Raw genomic sequence first — 19,294 nt, 5'->3', positions numbered from 1 at the left:
AAGTTTCAGACGTGGGAGCAGTGTGCGCTCACGTCTTTTTTTATTTTTCATAAGATTAATTTATAGAGGGTCTAGATATCATTCCAATAAATTCCTATGTACGATATATTAAGAATATATTAATAAAGAAGGAAGGGAATAATGTGTTCTACCGAAAATGGTTCACCGTTTGCCTGACGATTGCGCTAGTGATGTCTTCCCAGGTATTCATTGAACCCACGTATGCTGAGGAAGGGCCGATAGCAAGCTACCGATATACACCAAACGAGGATGGCAGCATTTTTATTGAAGGGGTAGGCTATAATTCCAAAAATGAAAAAGTTAGCTTACGAGTGAGTACAGGAGATTTTGTCATCGTTGGGAAGAAGAAAGAGTATAAGCGCGTTATCTTGTTTGAAACAACGGTGCCAGCGAATAAAAATGGATATTTTGCCGTGACTACTACTCCCTTAGATGCTGCACAGGTACAGCGAAATTCCATTACAATATCCTTCTATGATGAACGAGGAAAGGAATCCAGTATCTCCCCGGACTATCCTTTGCCCGTGCCGAAGGTGGATACGAATATTTACTATGTAGATCCTGATCATCTCCCCGAGGGAGAATATGATAAATATAAGGACGACTATACCCCGCAAACAAAGGTGATCATTGATTATTCCCAATATGGAGTAGGCAGCGCTGCACCCGATGTGCATTTTGCAAAACAGATCAAACAAGTGGTTAAACCGATATCAGTAGCAGCAAGTGATACGCATGTTATTGCTCTTACCGCTGACGGTACGTTATATGGTTGGGGAGATAATTTACATAATGAACTTAACAATAGTATTTATCCAGTACTGCCTGTTACGAAAATCAGCAAGGTATCTAACGTTAGCCAAGTCGGAGCGGGAGATCGCTTTTCACTGTATTTAACCAAGCAAGGGGAACTGTTTGGCTGGGGTGATCTGAACTATTTAGGCATTCAAACGAAAACTGGAACACCTCAGAAGGTTACTCTTGTACCTGAAGCAATCAATAAGATGGATGTTTATAGTAACGGGGTTGTGTTGTTAACTCATTCAGGTAATGTGTATCAACTTGGTGGGGCTCCAGGTACAGGTATGAAACTTCTGAAAAATCATTCGAGGAAAATTGGGATTACAGGTGTTATTGATGTAACCATTGGTGATCTGAATCGAGCTTACGCTGTGAAAAAGGATGGTACGGTCTGGTTCTGGGACACGAATATGAAAGAAACCGAAACGATAGCAACACCTATTCAAGGATTCAAGAACATACGGCAGATTTCTTCCTCAGGAGCGAACAATCCGTACCTCATCGCAATTGATCAAAAAGGAAATCTATGGGCTTGGGGCAGCAATTCTTCACGCCAATTGGGCTTCAATGTGACTCAGAAGATGTATAAGCCAATCATGATTAACAGGGGACCCATTCGGATTACGAAAACAGGATATTACTACCCTCAGGAAGATTTGGTGTACAAGTCCATATCTGCTGCGGATAACGGAGCCCTGGTGATTACCGACAAAAATGAGATGCTCTTCATGGGGTATAATGCGGGCACGATCGTATATGCCGATACAAAGGAAGCTCAACGTTCGTACCAGAATGTGACGCTCATTGAAACAAGTAAGAGTAACATGTACTGGGTATCGGGTGGCAAGTTGTGGGTTGCAGGATATCGTAATGAACTGGGTCAGCTCGGTTTCGGTGTTAAGTTGAACTAAATATCATTTCAGAGTGAAGGAGTATACATATGTCCATTCAACCGACTGCTTTACGTTCAGTGCTTAACCCCAGGTATCTGGAGTCTGCATTGAGCAATCAGTATGACATTGGAACATGGGAAGAATGTTTGTTTTGGCTTAGAGGATTGAATGATACCTACCGGGTTCGCACGTCCAGTGGGATGTATATTCTCCGTATCTACCGCACTGAAATTTCGGAGGCAGATGTTCAGTATGAGCTATCGTTACTGTCACAACTCAAGAACGTTCTAGGTTCTGCGGAACATACCGATATTGGAGAATATATTCAGAAGAGAGATGACACTGGATATATGGTGCTGGAGGCGGCAGAAGGCAAACGGGTTGCTGTAATGTTTCGTTATATTGAGGGCACGGAGAACAACTTGGAGGATGAGGAGTCTTGTTACGCCTTTGGTCAATCTGCCGCTGAATTGCATAAGGCTATGGATCAGGTGAACGTGGGGCTGCCGCGATATGAGCTTGATTTGAAATTTCTCATCGACGAACCCTTAGAAAGAATCATCCGGTATATCGGTGAGAACCATGAAGCAGCAGCATTCCTCCATACGTTTGCAACAGCATTAAAAGAACGCATCGCTGCCACTACCAGCCAAGACCTGGACTTTGGTCTGTGCCATGGCGATGTGCATGGGAATAACAATGCATTTCAACAGGAGCATTCGTTTATCCATTATGACTTCGAATGGGCAGCCAAAAGCTGGCGTGCTTACGATTTGGCCCAAGTGAAAATTCGGAAACGGCAGTCGGGTGATTCAGGGCAGAAACAAAGACTATGGGATGCGTTGATGAAAGGATACCGGTCGGTTCGGAAGTTTACGGATGCAGATGAACAGGCGGTTGATCTCTTTATTATCGCTCGAAGGTTCTGGGTGATGGGTCTGGATGTTGCTTTTATCGAAAGTGATATGGGAGCTCTGGATTATGGCGAGGATTGGCTGAATGATTTTCTGGAAGAGTTCCGAGATACGGGGATTGTATCATAGCGAAGATGAATATTATTTAAGATGTATGCATGAATGCTTTAAGACCCTTCCGAGTGAACTTGAACTCGGGAGGGTCTTTTTTAACTCATATTCAAGGCAACCTGGTCCTTGTTAGTTGGAAGATGATGAAGAAGCGGCAGCAGCCGATGCTGCGGCAGCTGCGGCCATGGCTGCTTGTTGAGCGATGATAATATTCGTGATGCTGGTTGAGATCGCTGTCGTTAGCATACCGTTTCGCAGATTCTCCACATATTGAATGGCTATCAACGCGGATGAGAACAGAAGCAGATCCTGTTTATCGATCGACCATGCACCGAAACCTTTTTGAGTCCGTAACCAGTCATTTGTCTCCGCGACTTCATCCACTAATGCGTCTCTGTCCGAGGGCAGTAGAGAAAGTAACCCGAGAGAAGGTAATGTGTACGTTTTATCCATTCGGAGATTCCTTTGACGAAAAGCTTCATTTAAGGCAATCACACGAGTCCCTGCATCCGGGGTATCCTCTCCAAGAACGAGTACCTGTGTTAACGCCTGCACACTGTTTCTGGAAGAGAACTCTGGTTTCAATTCCCCGTAGAGTTGTTCCATTCGAGCCACACCAGTATGCACGTCGAGATCGGAAAGGGCTAACATGGCAGCGAAAATGTAGTCATCCTGCCCAGTAAGGAAGCGATGCTCTGCTTTCATGCCGTCATAAAATGATTTTGCTCGCTCCACCGTAGGTTGAAACTGCTCGGGTGACACCTGAGTTGCAATCTGATAGGCGGCAATAACGAGATAATCCGAGTTGCGGAATTTGATCTCTTTCATCAGATCATAGACATGCAGGGTATCTGCCAGCTTTGTGTTCTCATCCGTTGTAAGGGAGAGCATGGTAGCAATGCTAATGGCAGAATTACCTCTGAAGGCAGAGAAGAGTTTTGTGTTTTGTTTAATCAACTCTTGGCTTTGGCGAATAGCTTCTGCATCAGCAACTTTATTCTCCGCTGCATAGAGCAGGGCGGCCAGACGGTGAATCATCCCATGTTGCCATTTGAACGACTTCTTGATGATCTGAGTGTTGGAAACGAATAATTCAACTCGTTCTGCATGAGGTTGTTGCATAGGGCTTACCTCCATTTTAAGAAAATATCATAGTCAATCTTTCATCCTGCCGTCATTGAGAGATCAGATGATTAGGAATATTAAATGAATTAAAGCAATTATTCCCATTGGATATATGAATGTTCTGGAGAATCCATTTTTAAATTCATTGTGCGGGTGCTTCTCGAAAAAGAAGTGCAACACGGTATGTATGATGAAAAAGATATCCAGCACCCAGAATGTAATCGTTTGATAGGAGCTAAAGAGCAGAGAGAGGATGATAGTGTACATTGGCAAGTGAATCCAGGTGAAATACCTGTAGGCTTTATCATCTTTCATATTTTTTAATACAATAAACAATTTCCACTCGGACCGCCTGATCGCATCCATTTCATGAAGCAGGAATAGAGAAAGGTTAAACAAAAATAAGACCAGTAAGAAGTCAGGCATGTGAAGCCTCCTATTTATCAATTTTATACAAGCAGATCGATAACGACAAGTCGCATAATACCCAAAGTTACAATACGTGAGCTGTCCATAGCGGTTCCAGTGACCTCCCTGTAGAGTCGGGGAAAAGGAAGTCTGGCGCTATGATTACACAACACTGCGAGGAATTGTTGAATCAGTTGTCTGCCATATTCATTAAGCGGTTATCCTATACCTATATGTGTAGTGAATCCGTTTCCTCACATTCCTTGTTGTATTTCTGCGGCACATCTCGTACAATTTGGTGAAGCAATTCTGCATTGCGTTAATGTGAATGTGAAAATTAAAAAATTACATCAAGAAGCTGTACACAAGAAAAGGGGAGAATCGCTTGGAATCAAAGCAACTATCTAGAGGGCTAAAGCCCCGCCATGTTGAGCTGATTGCACTCGGAGGTACAATCGGCGTAGGCTTGTTCATGGGATCGGCGAGTACGATCAAATGGGCAGGTCCATCCGTGCTGCTGGCCTATTTGCTGGCCGGTATCATTATCTTTTTTGTCATGCGTATTATGGGGGAAATGCTGATTCAGGAGCCAGTCACGGGTTCGTTTGCGACATTTGCTCACAAATATATTAGTCCGCTTGCCGGATTCCTCACCGCCTGGAGTTATTGGTTCCTGTGGGTTACAGTTGGAATGGCTGAAGTTACGGCAATTGGCATCTATGTCGGGTATTGGTTCCCGGATATTCCACAGTGGCTGCCGGCACTTGCCGGGGTGCTCATCATTGCGGCGGCAAATCTGGCGGCTGTGAAGTTCTATGGGGAATTTGAATTCTGGTTTGCGATGATCAAAGTAACGGCTATTGTAGCCATGATCGTGATCGGAACGGGGCTGATCTTCTTCGGATGGGGGAATGGGGGGCAGCCAATCGGGCTGTCGAATCTGTTCAGTCATGGTGGCTTCTTCCCTGGAGGCATCAAAGGTTTCCTCTTCGCGCTGTGTATCGTCACGGCTGCGTATCAGGGAGTGGAGATGGTCGGTATTACAGCAGGCGAAGCGGAGAATCCGAAACACACCTTGCGTAAAGCGATCAAAAATATCGTGTGGCGTATTCTTATTTTCTACGTCGGTGCCATATTTGTCATCGTGACCTTGTACCCGTGGAACGAGGTAGGGGAGACAGGCAGTCCGTTTGTGCTCACCTTTGCCAAGGTCGGCATTGTTGCTGCAGCGGGAATCATCAACTTTGTGGTGCTCACGGCGGCCATGTCGGGTTGCAACAGCGGAATCTACAGTGCGGGACGGATGCTGTACACGTTGGCTGAGAATGGGCAGGCACCTGCCTTTTTCAAAAAGCTGTCCAAAGGTGGGGTTCCCCGCAACAGTATCGTCATTACGATCTCCTTGTTGTTAATCGGAGTTGTACTGAACTATCTGATGCCAGACTCCAAGCTATTCCTGTACATCTATAGCGCAAGTGTTCTTCCAGGCATGGTTCCATGGTTCGCGCTGGCGTTCAGTCAGTTCCGATTCAGAAAGCGCTGGGGCAACGAGATGGCGGATCATAACTTTAAGTCCAAATGGTTCCCGATCAGCAATTACATTATCATCGTGTATCTGATCCTCGTTATCATCGGTATGGCGTTTAACCCGGATACGCGCTTGCCTCTGATAGTTGGAGCTACGTTCATGGCTATCGTGGTGGCTGGATATTTCGCATTTGGCATCGGAAAAAGACAACACATAGATGGCGGCAAAGATCGTTAGTCTAATATTCAGTAATCAACTTATATCGTAATATCATACGTGCATTCCTTGAAATGACTGGAGAACCTGCGGGTGATTCAGCATCATTCAGGGAGTGCTTTTTTTATCTGGAAATACATGTTTGATATAACATTCTCTAATCTCCGTAGATTCAAAGCCAGACAGTTGCCAACGAAAATGGGGCAGGTCCAGTTTAAATTCCACGAATCTCGGTTACAAAGAAAAGAGTGAAACTTTTATGAAAACAACTTCTGTGATTGTAGTGATCACTATAAATAACTGAGGAGGAATTGAACATGGCTAATCAAGACCAGCACACCATGCAAGATCCAACGACACAATATCCGAAGGCTACACCGGAGTGGAAACAGCAACAGGATGAGCCGGGACTTCAGCGTGAGATGACTCCTGTTCCTGATGCGGGTGAAAAAAGTTATAAAGGTAGCGGACGTTTAACAGGCCGCAAAGCGGTTGTGACCGGAGCAGACAGCGGGATTGGCCGTGCGGCAGCGATTGCGTTTGCCCGTGAAGGTGCAGATGTTGTTCTGGCATATCTTCCGGAAGAGGAAGCAGATGCACAGGAAGTCGTGAAGCTGATTGAGGAGGCTGGCCGCAAAGCAATTACGATGCCAGGTGATCTGAAGGATGAGAAATACTGTGAGGAACTCATTGAATCTGCGGTCAAAGAGCTTGGCGGGATTGATATCCTAGCTAACGTGGCAGGTAAACAGCAGTTTGTAGAGCAGATCGCGGATCTGACCACCGAGCAGTTTGATGCAACGTTCAAAACAAATGTCTATTCCATGTTCTGGCTCTGTAAAGCAGCCGTGAAACACATGAAGCCGGGCAGCTCCATTATCAACACATCGTCGATTCAGGCGTACAAACCTTCGCCAATCCTGCTGGATTATGCGACAACGAAGGCAGCTATTAACACGTTTAGCAAAGCATTGGCCCAACAGGTGGGCAGCAAAGGAATTCGTGTCAATGTTGTTGCACCAGGTCCGGTATGGACACCGCTGCAAGTTGTAGGTGGACAACCCGTCGAGAAGCTGGCCGAGTTTGGTTCCAATACACCGCTTGGTCGTGCAGGACAACCTGCCGAGATGGCTCCGGCATTTGTGTTCCTGGCAAGCCAGGAATCCAGCTATGTGAGCGGCGAAACATTGAATGCAAATGGTGGTACGGTTAGTCCGTAAGGTTTTAGATAATCCGATCATAGTATCAGAGGATACCATCTCCATAGTGGGGGCGGTATCCTCTTTTTTTTCGTTAAGATTAGAGAAATAAATATTTTTATATATGAAAGCGTTCTTATTTAAAACGGGAAGGGTACATGGTAATATATTCAAGAACATGTTCTTAGCTCCCAGATTTAAGAGTGCGTTGCTTATACAATGAATCTGTTCAGAAGAATACACTATGCCTAGGAATCGAAGGAGGAATTCTGTAATGGCCAAGAATGTACTTAAACTAGGTGACCCTGTCATTAGCACGTACACATCTTATGGGGCATTAACATCCATTATGCACGAAGATTTATGGCCATGGATTTTCAATAACTTTATACAGATCAGGTACGCACATGGATGGGGAATTTTTTCGTTTGATTCTCATCAGTTTCTGCTAGGTACCTGCCCTGGAATTTCTTTTTACAACCTGCCACAAGAAATTGTGATTAACAAATGGGGAAAATCGCTTAAGCAAGTGATTACGGAATCAATAGATATGGGATATTATCTATATATTTATGCAGACAGATATTACATTGGGTGTACAGACTATTATCAAAAAGAACATCTCATGCATGAACTATTGGTGTACGGGTATGATCTGGAACAAAATGTGATCTACATTGCTGATAATCTGGAAGATGGTAAATTCATACAAACCTTATGTAGTCTGAATGAACTTGAGAAAGGCTACTGGAGCATGTCTAATGAGTACAGTTTTTGGACAGAGATGAGATTTCTTAAGCCGATCGAGAATATCAATTACGCCGTCCATGTAGAACAGATAATAACGGCGATGGAAAACTATCTTCAATCAAGGGAGACATATGATTTAGTAAGGGATCAGCAATACGATTTTGGAATGCAAGCCATTCAGCGCATCTTTACCGATATTGAGCAGGCAGCCCTAGTTGGGGAAGAATTGGATTCACGAGTTTTTCATCTTTTGTATGAACATAAGCTGCTGATGGAGTTGCGTTTATCTTACTTAATGGAGAAATCAATCATTGAGCCAGATGCAGCATTTATGGAAGCAAGCACTGGTCTGAAACAGGACTACTTTAAATTGAGAAATATTGTTCTCAAATACAATATAACGCGTGATGCAAGTACACTCCGTAAAATAAGTGAGAGATTGCAAGAGAATCTTACAAAAGAGAAAGCATTTATTTCTTCTTTTATTACCAGATTGCAACAGGTTAAATTGCTGGCTTGAAGCCATCCAATAACAGACTAAAAATCCCCTTTGCTTGTTGGAAAGCAAAGGGGATTTTTAGTGAAATTAAGTTACTTCTGTTCTGGTTTCGGGTCCAGAATGGCATAACTGCCGAGCGTGGCCAATTGCGCCGTGTTCAGTAGGGCTTCATCCACAGCAGCAAGGGCTTCACCGGCAGCTGTCATGAGCTCATCAGAATCGACAGGTGAGGCAAAACGGAGAATGACCCGGTTCTCTCCTTTTTTGAGTTCACTCTCAGCCTTGGTTTTGTACTCAGTAATGGAAGCGACTTCGAGATCATTCTGCACATAATAATCATTGGCATCGCTCTCGCCATCGAACATCGCGAGTTCGGAATCAAGCCAGTAATCCTTATCTGCTATCGTTTTCTGACTGGCAGCAGTCTCATCGTTGGCATTGTACAGGAAGTAAGGGATGCCGGAGTTGGTCAGATTGTTGGTGGCATCGACATGGAACCATTCGTTTCCGATTTTGACCTTGTTCCAAGCATGTGGAACGCCGCTGGAAGCTCCCGTTACGACGATGCTTTCCAGTCCCGAGAGATCGGAAAGCAATTTGTAGACGGAGGCATAGCTGGCACATACCCCAACACCTTTGACTAGAATACCGTAAGTAGTAAACGAGTCATTGAACTGTGGGTCGACATTTTTGAAATTGTTCTGCTCTGCATTCTCCAGCGCTGCATCGTCATACTTCGCGTTATCGTTCAGATAATCGTAGATGGCTTTACGTTTCTCGTCTTCGTTCATGCCATCCTTGATGATGGAAGCCACGACTTCGTTTGCTTTGGCAATAATCTCATTTTGTTTCTTCTGAATACCACTTGCAGACTCATTGTAATGAATCGAAAGGGTAAGCGTACCGTAGTTATATTCGAAACCTTCCACACCAAGAATCAATGGATTCTGGTACATCACTTTCAGAACCACATCCGAGAGTGTCGTGAAATTTTGAGCCTCGGGAAAAGCCTTTAACGAAATTTTATCTTGTGCCGCAATCATGTTTTTGGCCAAAACTTCTTCCAATGCGGAATCTGCATTGATCATTGCATCACCTGTAGCAGGTTGGGGCACAGTTTCCTGATTACCTTGTTCTACATTTTGCTGTGTATTGGATTTCTGTTCATCTACCAGGTTGTCTTCTACAGCTTCAGGAGCTGGAGCAGGTGCTTCATTGGATACTTCTTCAGAAGCCATATCTGAAGAAGTATCAGAAGTATCATCGGAAGCCTCAGTAGATAGAGGATCAGTTGCATCTTCTGACGTTCCAGTATCGGTTGTAGACTCTGGAGTTGAAGTTTGCGAAGCCGATGCTTCTTCTGTTTCTGTTGCAGACTCAGGTGCATCATGATTGTTGATGATCGTTGGCACATCAGGGGCAGGAACGTAAGGTGTGTCATTCTTCGGTTCCACCAGTCCGTTGCTGGAATCGGCTACGGTTTGCTGAGCAAGTCTGTCCAGGTCTGCTTGGGTCACATTTTCTACGCGTACGTAACTTTTCAAAGCAGTTCCTTTAACGTGAAAAGGAATATTCGTCTCATTGAACTCTGAAATTTCTACGCTTTTGGTATCATAGACAATGGTTTCACGAGCTAGAGAGCCGTCATTGTACTCAACTGTTGCTTTCTGAGGAAGTATATCTATATTCTTTAATTTCTCCCTATACAATTGTTCTTTCAGAGATGTTGGTAACTGGGAAGCAAGCGGAGCTGTAGGGACACCTCTGCTAAAATTGGATTCTTTGCCTCCGCCGATTGCAGTGACATAATATTCTCCTCGTATACCATGGTTCTGAGTGGTAGTTATCATTTCATTATAAGTGCCTAGCCCGCCTTTTCCGTCTCTCAAAAAATCATTGAAAGACGTCTCTGTCGTTACCGCAATATCTAAAGGCAGACTATTACTGAAAGCGTCCTCTGCGCCAGTTAGAGGTACATTGGTTTCGAAGTTGGTTAGGTCAGAACGTTTATAAATTTTATATTCAGTGGCACCTTCAATTTTGTCCCAGACCAGCTTGAACCGTCTGTCTTTATCAATCTCATATCTTAGGTTGGGCACAGGTAACTCCGATTTCACTGTAAACGGAATAATGATGGGCTGATCGAGTAGTGTTAGCTTCTCAGCATCTGGATCATAATTCAGACGAATGTAATAAATGGGGGCACCGCCCCAAGAACTTTGATCCTTGTTCATCATGGAATCTGAACTTAATACGCCCCATCCAAGAGGTTTAATGGAAACACTATTGTCGTTTGTCTCTGGAATGGCATATACATCGCTTGCTTTGAGTGCTTTAATATCGGTATGTACACTAATAATGTCACTAGCTCGCAGGTTACTTTTACGTAAATCTGCTTTAAACTTGAACGTAAATTCTTCATCCTGAGCTACGTTGTACATCGGCATGATCGCTTGTTCCGATTCAGAGCCGTATTTCTGCTTCAAACTTAAAATGGTAGAACCTTCTACGACTTCTGTAGGATTATTCTCGGACGGACTGCTTTCCTGTTCATTACTCTGGCATCCAGCCAGTAACAGGGTGAGCGCAAACATAATAAAAAATAGACGTTTCATGTTACACCGCTTTCTTGTTTTTCTGAGTGACTCTAATGGCTACGTTCTACACACCGAAAGATTATCAGATATGGTTAAAATCCATACTCAATCCTCTTAACGGCTAAACCTTCTATTAATTTCCTGACATCCTTTGCTAGTTTATGGTCATAATGACTCATTGTCAAGGTAAGAGGGTAGGTTTTAAGTCCTGTAGAACAATAGAACAGATGTGATTCCGTAGCGTGTGTTCCATGTTAAAATACAAGAATTACTACATATTTATATATAATCGGATATTTTGAATAGACTGGAGTGGCTCAGATGATAGCAGAACAGATTGTCAGATCCTTTTTTGAAGAGGTCCGATCAGGCCGGAATCCGGATTATGCAAGCACTGTAATGGCGGAACAGGTACTGGCCCATCAAGTGATATCCGAAGAAGAGGTCACGGTGACCCGAACGCCTTCCGATTATGCGGATCATGTGCGAGAGATGATCGAAGCTTACGGGGATTTCTCACTTGAGATCCAGGAGTTGCTGACACAAGGGGATAAAGTCTATGTGCGCTGGAAACAAACCGGTACCCATGTAGGAGACGTGGACGGATATACACCAACGAACTTGCCAGTGATCGAAATTGCGAGCGCGGTATACCGGGTGGCAAACGAACGCATTGCAGAATATTGGATTCAGATCGACAGATTGGGTATCGAGAAACAATTGGAACGGAATCGGAGCTGAGTGTATCAGCTCTTTTTTTAGTTTTTGATTTTCTGTAAGCGTTCTCGTGTTATAATGGACCAAGTTGTATACAAGTTACCTAAAACGTTTTCTGCCTTTTGACTCCATAATCTGAAAGCGAGGATCAGAGATGATTAAAGCAACGGAAGATAATCAATATGTTGAACTGACAAGCCCGACAAGTTTACCGAAGGCATCCGGATTTCTTTGGAATGAAAAGATGATGATTCATGTGAATTGCCGAGGATATGCTGTGGCCCAATTTATGCAGCCCGAACCTGCCAAATATTCGTACGCGCCCAACCTGGAAGCGAAGACGTTTATGCAACCGGAGCAGCCATACTATGCCCACCATCCGGGTCGGTTTGTTTACATTAAAGATGAAGTAAGTGGCGAAATCTTCTCAGCCCCGTATGAACCGGTTCGCAAGCAGGCGGATAGCTATACGTTCGCTGTAGGCAAACATGATATTCATTGGAAAGTGATTCAGGACGACATTTGCATCGAGATGTCCCTGCGTCTGCCGAAGGAAGATGTCATGGAGCTGTGGCGTGTAAAGGTAACCAATCTGTCTTCGAGAAAACGCAAGCTGAGTATCTACCCGTATTATACGGTCGGTTATATGTCATGGATGAACCAGTCCGGTTCATATGTGGAAGAGTTACAGGGCATTGTCTGCTCGGCGGTTACGCCGTATCAGAAATATCAGGATTATAGCAAAATCAAAACCTACAGTGACAAAACCTATCTGCTTGCAGATCACCAACCGACCGCATGGGAAGTGAATCAAGAAAGCTTTGAAGGCGAAGGCGGACTTCATCATCCTTCTGGACTTCAGTCGGAGACACTCGCTGGTGGAGATGCGCGATATGAGACACCTGTGGCCGTATTGCAATACAGAGTAGAACTGGAAGCTGGTGCTGAGCAAGCCTACCGATTTATCTTTGGCCCGGCTCATGATGAGGCAGAGATTGAGGGCATCCGTCAGCATTATTTTGTGAAGCAGAATGAGGAAGGACAGGATGGTTTTGCGGCTGCCGAACAGGAGTATGCGGATTATATTGCGGAAGGGCAGGGAAACATCCAGATCCAGACATCGGATGGCTGGCTGGATAATGTCGTGAATCACTGGCTGCCTCGTCAGATGTATTATCACGGGAAAACAAATCGTCTCTCGACCGATCCACAGACCCGGAATTATCTGCAGGATAATATGGGGATGAGTTACATTCAGCCGCAGGTTGCAAGGGCGGCATTCCTGACTGCATTGTCACAACAGCATATTAGCGGCGCCATGCCGGACGGCATTATTTTGCACCCCGACGCAGAATTGAAATATATTAACCAGATTCCTCATACCGATCACTGTATCTGGCTTCCGGTCTGTATGAAGACTTATCTGGATGAAACCAATGACTATAGCATTCTGGAGGAACAGGTTGCTTTTACAGACAGTCAGCAGAAGCTTTCTGTACTGGAACATATGAATCTTGCGATGCGCTGGTTGATCCATGAGCGGGATGAGCGTGGGTTGAACTATATCAATCAGGGTGACTGGTGTGATCCGATGAACATGGTGGGATACAAAGGCAAAGGCGTATCCGGCTGGCTGACCATTGCAACGGCATATGCTTTTAATGTGTGGGCAGAAATTGCTGAACAGGCAGGGCATGCAGAGGTTGCAGCGGAATTCCGTCAGGATGCCAATCAGACGAATGCGACAGCGAATGAGTACCTGTGGGATGGGGACTGGTATGCCCGAGGCATTACGGATGACAATGTAGTGTTCGGTGTGAGCAAGGACGTGGAAGGACGCATCTATATCAATCCTCAGAGCTGGGCACTCATGAGCGGTGCTGCCGATCAGGAGAAACAGGAGAAGTTAATCCGCGCGGTAGAGGAGCAATTGGAGACGCCATATGGTGTCGAGAAACTCGCGCCGTCTTTCACAGCGATGCGGGAAGATGTAGGCCGTGTCACGCAGAAACATCCGGGAAGTGCAGAGAATGGTGCAGTGTACAACCACGCGGCAGCTTTCTATATTTATGCATTGTATCTGGTAGGAGAGAAGGAGAAAGCGTATCGTTTGCTGCGTAAAATGATTCCGGGGCCCGATGCCGAGGATATTCTCCAACGGGGTCAACTGCCTGTATTTATCCCAAATTATTATCGCGGAGCTTATCGTCAATTCCCACGTACAGCCGGGCGCTCCAGTCATTTGTTCAACACCGGCACAGTGCCTTGGGTGTATCGTTGCCTGATCGATGGATTGTTCGGCCTGCAAGGTCACGCACAAGGGCTTCAGGTTCGTCCGCAACTTCCTGAAGATTGGAACGAGGCGTCGGTCACGCGGTTGTTCCGCGGGGCTAAGCTGAACGTGAACATGAAGAAGGATGCAACAGTCCAGACGATTGAAGTGTATGTTGACGGTGAACGTATAGAAGGTGACATCATCAAGAATATCCAAGCTGGCGTGAATTATGAGGTGCTGGTGAAGCTGCCTTTGTAGAAAAGAGTACGGAGAACTGCCTTTCCTCTAAATAGGAGGAGGGCAGTTTTTGCTGTCAGCTTGATCAGGACTTGTTCCATTCTTTGACTCTGTACCAGTAGCTATATACTTCCGAATAACCAAGCTTGGCGTAGAGCTTTACCGCAGGTGCATTATTTGCAACAACTTGCAGATAACTGGACGTGGCGCCATTCTCTTTTGCCCAATGCAGGAGGTGAAGGATCATCTGTTCAGCAAGTCCCCGATTCCGAAAGTTAGCATCTGTAATGATATCATACAACCCAACATAGCCGCGTTCGATTACACCAAATCCACAAGCGACGACTTGCCCGTCAAGTAACAGCGAGATGAAACCTGCCTTTGTGCGAATATTGTTCAACATAAGTTCTGTCGTTTCCCGTTGCAGATTATTCACCTTGTTCAGTCGGCAAAAGTGATCCAGCCACGCTATGGTCAACTTTTCGTCAATCTGTACAGCTTGGTGCACAGGTTCTTTGATATCATCTAGACTCCGAGTCTGGATACGAGTCAGATCCACAACAGCATACCCTTTGTCCTGCAAAAGCTGGTCGAGATGATCCGGCTGAATAAACGGCGTGATTTTGAAAATCGTACTTAACTGATTGGAAGCATAGATACGCTCACATTCCTCAATTTTTTCATGCACATCCAGTGTGGAGTAGTAGATGGGTTGAATGGAATTGGCACGTTTGGTATACCCTTTGGCAAAACGCAGTACCCAGCCGTCATATAGCAAGGTAGACAAGGGCTGCCAGTGGTTAAGAGATATCTCTTCAATGGTTTTGTGTTCTGTATCCGTTGTATGCGTCATATTCAACCTCCGATTTTATAATTTAATAATAATACATAATTATGTATAAAAATACAACATAAATACATCTATCGCCGAACAGTATGCATTATGATCGGAGATGGTATACAATTTGATTTGGTTGAATGAATAACTTTAGAAGCGGAGCGCATTATGTTAACGATAGAGATGCAAGGCCATAACATTAACTGTCACATCGAATACCGCAAACGCAAGAAAGTTTCCATCACGATGGACTTGCCTTATATGGTAACGATCAAAGCACCCAATGGTACCAGTGAAGACATGATCCGGCAACTTGTGGAGCAGCATGGAGATGTGATTTTGAAGAAGTCCGCTCTGATGCAGCGGGCGCTCGATGGTCCTCAAGCCAAGGAATACGAAGACGAAGGCAAAGGGAAGTTTTTGCTTTTTGGCAAGGAACACGCATTACATGAATTAATTCCTGTAGAGGGACTTACAGAAGAAGAGCTGCGAGCGAATCTGAAGAAGTTTTATTTTGCCGAGTGTAAACGCATGATTGGGGAGCGCATTGGACGTTATCAGCAGGAGTTGAAGGTGAAGCCAAAGTCGATAGAGATCGTAGATTCCCCCACCAAATGGGGCAGTTGCAGTTGGGACAAAAAGCTGACGTTCAATTATCGCCTGGCGATGGCGCCACTGGAAGTGATCGATTATGTCATCATTCATGAACTTTGCCATATTCACCACATGAATCATGATCGCTCTTTCTGGCGACGGATCGGCAGCATTATGCCAGATTACAAAACAAAAGAAGATTACCTGATGCGAAATGGACGGGCCATGACGTTGTGAATATAATTTTAAAAACTTTATGGTATTTATTATCAGATTTCATGTTTCTTTAGTATAATGGATAGTAAGTACTATACATTTTAGTTAAAGAGTAGATTAAGAGGTGAGACTTTGATAGTAAAGAATAATATACTTGGCTTGAATATTACCAATAGATTAAAAAATACTAATAAATCATTCTCCGAATCAACAAGTAAATTATCTTCTGGTTTACGAATTAACAAGGCAGCAGATGACGCAGCAGGCTTGAGTATTTCTGAGAAGATGAGGGCTCAGATTCGTGGTATGAATCAGGCGGAAAGAAATATACAAGATGGGATATCATTAATTCAAACTGCTGAATCAGGACTAGGTAATATACAGGATCCATTATTAATCAGATTAAGAGAACTTGCTGTGCAAGCAGCGAATGGTAACTTAACTGATTCGGATCGTTTGATTATACAGGAAGAAGTTCGACAGATTAAAGACGGAATTAACGATATAGCCAATAATACACACTTTAATGGGATTAATTTGTTAAATAGGGGATCGAACGAAGTAGTTAATCAGGATGGGAAAATTAACCTCAATGCAGTAAGTTTTACAAACTATATAGGCCAAAATATCTCTACTCTCGGCAGATCTACCTTAATTGGTAATAGTCAAAATATTCACATGAATTCTGGGGTTGAAATCTTAACAGGAATTAATGATCAGCTAACGGTGAATTTCGACGATAAGGCATACTCCATAAGTATCAGTGCAGGTGTGTACAGTGGATCTTCTACTGCATTATATGATGATATCAATTCAAAACTAAGGGCTATTGGGGCACCTGTAGAACTTTCAATTGCATACAGTCAATGGGACGATACACATATGAGAACGCTATTAACTAGCACAATTTCAGGGAATCACAAGATAGAAGTTGAAGGAACAGCGTTTAATGAAATTTTCACCGAAGAGCTTACATATAGAGCAAGATATGAGGTTTGGGGCAGGGAAGCCGATTTTTCTATAGGTTATACGGTTAAAAGTGGTGTGAATGATACTCTTCATATTAAGGATTCGGGTGTTGACAAGACCATAATTCTTGCAGAAGGAACGTATAGCAGAGATGAACTTATTGAACAGTTAAATAACCAATTCGATAGTGTCGGGGCTGATATCTCAGCTAGTTTTTCATCTGCTACTGGTGTGAATGTGAGTGCTGGACTGGGTAATAAACACTACATGCTAATATTGACACATAAAACAAGTGTTTCTCCGAACGCAATTCAACTCGTTTCAGGTAACGCACTTAATCCTCTTTTTATGCGTCCAGTGATTCCAGGTGATGTTTGGAATCCCAAAACGAAGAGTTTTTTAACGACAAATCTTGATCTAACTAATGGTATTGTTATTAATGGGGATAGTAATCGATGGGAAATTGGTCTTGAACGTTCAATAAATAAAACATTTATTTTAGATGAGGGTAGTTACTCTCCATCAGAATTTATAGATTATCTAAACGATATATTCCAAAAAAAAAGTGCGGGAATTATTGCTGTTGATGAAAATGGTATGCTAAAATTTGAAAGAGAAATGAACGGTAGCAGTTACCAGATAATTGATTTGAAAATAACTGATATCAGTGGAGATGAAAATGGTTCAAGTTCTGACCAAATATATTTAGGTTTGCAAGTGGGTGCTAATCAAGGAGCAACTTACAAAGTTCAGCTTGCAGATGTTAGGACGAAGTCTATAGGAGTAGAGAGCATTAACCTTTCTTTACAGCACGAAGCCAACAACTCACTCGTTCAGATTGATAAAGCTATTGAGCATGTGTCTTCACACAGAGCAAGATTTGGCGCTTACCAAAACGCGCTTGGACATGTATTGAACAATGTTATGAACGCTTCTTCTAACTTGTCCGCTGCAGAATCCAAAATAAGAGACGCAGATATTGCGAAAGAAATGATGAAAAATACGAAAGAGACTGTTCTTTTACAAGCGACACAAGCTATGCTAGCTCAAGCCAATCAAAAATCATCAGATATATTGCAACTGTTGAGATGAAAAATCAAATGGTCGAGCCGTGACGCTATAATGCCTGACACAAGTTTGTATTTAAAAAGATACATTTCTCTATTATAATTCGTAAAATCCGCGAAGGTCCCACTGTTTGCAGTGAGCGGCTTCGCGGATTTTTTGTTATGTCTGTATCAGGAGTGGGTTACTTGAACGCCGTATTGTTTGAAAAAATGAGTAACCGCATCCATGTCCATTCGGTCATCGAACAGATGCTCAGGATAATAGATGCCTGGAGCCATAGGCTTGTCCGTTGGCATCATCAGTATCTTCTCGGCTTGCACCGCAGCGCCGAGTGCAGTCATATGAGTCTGACCGAGTGGGTCAGAGACTGTCATCGTTCGTTTAACGTCGTTTCCTTTTGCATCCATCCCTTTCAATTGAATGACCAGATGATGTGCACTCCCGGTTCCCGGATTATAGAGCAATTTCCGCCGGAATGGCTGGAAACGTTCACCACTGATCATCTTCCATACTCCGGTTTTGACCAATCCGGCGAGTGCATAGGTAGATACTTTATTATCGAATGAAATACGAAAACTGGCGGAATCGATATGGCTGGTATGAGGCAGCGTGACGTGATCAGGTGTATCCAATCTGTAACATGGGGGCGTGTACCCGTTCGGAAAATGTACTTTAACCGGATCTGTCATGGGATAGACGAGGCGGTTCGTGTTGGATTCCGCCACCTGAAAGGGAATACTCATCCGATCCATAAAAGCTGCTGAGTCAGGCCCGGCTTTATCTCGCAGCGAGTACAGGGCATGAATGTTTACTTCGACATGTTGCAGCGAGTTAGAAAGTATCATCGCAAAGATAGAAGCCGTTCCTGCCATCCATCCAGAGGATAGCGCTACAGGGGCATGAAGTTCTTCCTGCTCTACTGTACGAATCGCTTGATTGAACACCTCAGTCCAGCGTGTTACATCGATGAGTGGAATTTTTCTCCGCACTGCTGATACCAGTAGCCGATCATCCAGATCGTTCACTGCATTAATGATTAACGATATATTCTCTCCTGCGGGAATCAGTGGATCGTCTGCATTGGTATCAACAACAACCGTTTGGACACGATTGGATGGAAAAGGTGCTGCTTTACCCGCAGAACGACCTCCCAATACCAAATCCAGATCAGGATGCCTGTCATGCAAAATGCGAGCAAGCTGTGCACCTACAGCACCATAACCTCCAGCGATAAGAACTCTTTTTCTATTCATTCGATAAACCTCCGTTGATATATTTATTTGTTTATATGTTTAAACTATTGAACATAACAGGGTGA

The 19,294-nt window shown here is 44.0% G+C and carries 14 protein-coding genes; 9 read left to right on the top strand and 5 right to left on the bottom strand.

Annotated features, from left to right (window positions below; genetic code table 11):
• Positions 1-143 precede the first annotated feature (143 nt).
• Positions 144-1,733, top strand: a complete 1,590-nt coding sequence (locus ACX9NY_RS19530; RefSeq protein WP_472474548.1) for an RCC1 domain-containing protein — start codon at positions 144-146, stop codon at positions 1,731-1,733.
• Positions 1,734-1,762: 29 nt separating this feature from the next.
• Entirely contained in the window at positions 1,763-2,758 is a 996-nt protein-coding gene (locus tag ACX9NY_RS19525; protein ID WP_472474546.1) for a phosphotransferase, read from the top strand.
• Positions 2,759-2,869: 111 nt separating this feature from the next.
• On the opposite strand, the gene ACX9NY_RS19520 is transcribed toward ACX9NY_RS19525, so the two are convergent.
• Together ACX9NY_RS19520 and ACX9NY_RS19515 are read right to left on the bottom strand one after the other, a co-directional pair.
• Positions 2,870-3,862: a DUF4003 family protein gene (locus ACX9NY_RS19520; protein WP_472474544.1), complete on the bottom strand. Its 993-nt coding sequence runs from the start codon at positions 3,860-3,862 to the stop codon at positions 2,870-2,872.
• Positions 3,863-3,925: 63 nt separating this feature from the next.
• Positions 3,926-4,231 (bottom strand): DUF6713 family protein, encoded by a 306-nt coding sequence (locus ACX9NY_RS19515; protein WP_472479353.1) that lies wholly within the window; start codon positions 4,229-4,231, stop codon positions 3,926-3,928.
• Between the two features lie 427 nt (positions 4,232-4,658).
• Between ACX9NY_RS19515 and ACX9NY_RS19510 the strand changes: the two genes are divergently transcribed.
• From ACX9NY_RS19510 to ACX9NY_RS19500, 3 genes are all read left to right on the top strand, one after another.
• Positions 4,659-6,038, top strand: coding sequence for an amino acid permease (locus tag ACX9NY_RS19510; protein WP_472474542.1), 1,380 nt, complete (start codon positions 4,659-4,661; stop codon positions 6,036-6,038).
• A gap of 296 nt (positions 6,039-6,334) precedes the next feature.
• Positions 6,335-7,237 (top strand): SDR family oxidoreductase, encoded by a 903-nt coding sequence (locus ACX9NY_RS19505; protein WP_091038895.1) that lies wholly within the window; start codon positions 6,335-6,337, stop codon positions 7,235-7,237.
• 253 nt (positions 7,238-7,490) lie between these two features.
• Positions 7,491-8,486: a cysteine peptidase family C39 domain-containing protein gene (locus ACX9NY_RS19500; RefSeq protein WP_472474540.1), complete on the top strand. Its 996-nt coding sequence runs from the start codon at positions 7,491-7,493 to the stop codon at positions 8,484-8,486.
• A 71-nt stretch (positions 8,487-8,557) separates the two neighbouring features.
• On the opposite strand, the gene ACX9NY_RS19495 is transcribed toward ACX9NY_RS19500, so the two are convergent.
• Positions 8,558-11,080, bottom strand: coding sequence for a transglutaminase domain-containing protein (locus ACX9NY_RS19495; protein WP_472474538.1), 2,523 nt, complete (start codon positions 11,078-11,080; stop codon positions 8,558-8,560).
• Positions 11,081-11,383: 303 nt separating this feature from the next.
• Between ACX9NY_RS19495 and ACX9NY_RS19490 the strand changes: the two genes are divergently transcribed.
• Together ACX9NY_RS19490 and ACX9NY_RS19485 are read left to right on the top strand one after the other, a co-directional pair.
• On the top strand, positions 11,384-11,803 hold the full coding sequence (locus ACX9NY_RS19490) for an ester cyclase (RefSeq protein ID WP_472474536.1): 420 nt from the start codon (positions 11,384-11,386) through the stop codon (positions 11,801-11,803).
• 130 nt (positions 11,804-11,933) lie between these two features.
• Entirely contained in the window at positions 11,934-14,312 is a 2,379-nt protein-coding gene (locus tag ACX9NY_RS19485) for a GH36-type glycosyl hydrolase domain-containing protein (RefSeq protein WP_472474534.1), read from the top strand.
• Positions 14,313-14,376: 64 nt separating this feature from the next.
• On the opposite strand, the gene ACX9NY_RS19480 is transcribed toward ACX9NY_RS19485, so the two are convergent.
• Positions 14,377-15,144 (bottom strand): GNAT family N-acetyltransferase, encoded by a 768-nt coding sequence (locus ACX9NY_RS19480; protein WP_339239602.1) that lies wholly within the window; start codon positions 15,142-15,144, stop codon positions 14,377-14,379.
• 153 nt (positions 15,145-15,297) lie between these two features.
• Here ACX9NY_RS19480 and ACX9NY_RS19475 point away from each other — a divergent pair, with 153 nt between their 5' ends.
• Entirely contained in the window at positions 15,298-15,960 is a 663-nt protein-coding gene (locus tag ACX9NY_RS19475) for a M48 family metallopeptidase (RefSeq protein ID WP_472474532.1), read from the top strand.
• 111 nt (positions 15,961-16,071) lie between these two features.
• Complete coding sequence (locus tag ACX9NY_RS19470; protein ID WP_472474530.1) at positions 16,072-18,000, top strand: flagellin; 1,929 nt, start codon at positions 16,072-16,074, stop codon at positions 17,998-18,000.
• Between the two features lie 146 nt (positions 18,001-18,146).
• On the opposite strand, the gene ACX9NY_RS19465 is transcribed toward ACX9NY_RS19470, so the two are convergent.
• Positions 18,147-19,229: a saccharopine dehydrogenase gene (locus ACX9NY_RS19465; protein WP_472474528.1), complete on the bottom strand. Its 1,083-nt coding sequence runs from the start codon at positions 19,227-19,229 to the stop codon at positions 18,147-18,149.
• Positions 19,230-19,294: the final 65 nt, after the last annotated feature.

It is taken from the genome of Paenibacillus sp. CB74 (assembly GCF_055687625.1).
Note: the sequence above shows the minus strand (reverse complement) of the source record. Positions and strands in the feature narration are given on the sequence as shown.

Excerpts from the sequence above, each read along its gene's own strand:
- ACX9NY_RS19490 (WP_472474536.1), top strand. The coding sequence starts at position 11,384 with ATGATAGCAGAACAGATTGTCAGATCCTTTTTTGAAGAGGTCCGATCA.
- ACX9NY_RS19515 (WP_472479353.1), bottom strand. The coding sequence starts at position 4,231 with ATGGATGCGATCAGGCGGTCCGAGTGGAAATTGTTTATTGTATTAAAA.
- ACX9NY_RS19500 (WP_472474540.1), top strand. The coding sequence starts at position 7,491 with ATGGCCAAGAATGTACTTAAACTAGGTGACCCTGTCATTAGCACGTAC.
- ACX9NY_RS19465 (WP_472474528.1), bottom strand. The coding sequence starts at position 19,229 with ATGAATAGAAAAAGAGTTCTTATCGCTGGAGGTTATGGTGCTGTAGGT.
- ACX9NY_RS19525 (WP_472474546.1), top strand. The coding sequence starts at position 1,763 with ATGTCCATTCAACCGACTGCTTTACGTTCAGTGCTTAACCCCAGGTAT.
- ACX9NY_RS19505 (WP_091038895.1), top strand. The coding sequence starts at position 6,335 with ATGGCTAATCAAGACCAGCACACCATGCAAGATCCAACGACACAATAT.
- ACX9NY_RS19495 (WP_472474538.1), bottom strand. The coding sequence starts at position 11,080 with ATGAAACGTCTATTTTTTATTATGTTTGCGCTCACCCTGTTACTGGCT.
- ACX9NY_RS19485 (WP_472474534.1), top strand. The coding sequence starts at position 11,934 with ATGATTAAAGCAACGGAAGATAATCAATATGTTGAACTGACAAGCCCG.
- ACX9NY_RS19520 (WP_472474544.1), bottom strand. The coding sequence starts at position 3,862 with ATGCAACAACCTCATGCAGAACGAGTTGAATTATTCGTTTCCAACACT.
- ACX9NY_RS19475 (WP_472474532.1), top strand. The coding sequence starts at position 15,298 with ATGTTAACGATAGAGATGCAAGGCCATAACATTAACTGTCACATCGAA.
- ACX9NY_RS19480 (WP_339239602.1), bottom strand. The coding sequence starts at position 15,144 with ATGACGCATACAACGGATACAGAACACAAAACCATTGAAGAGATATCT.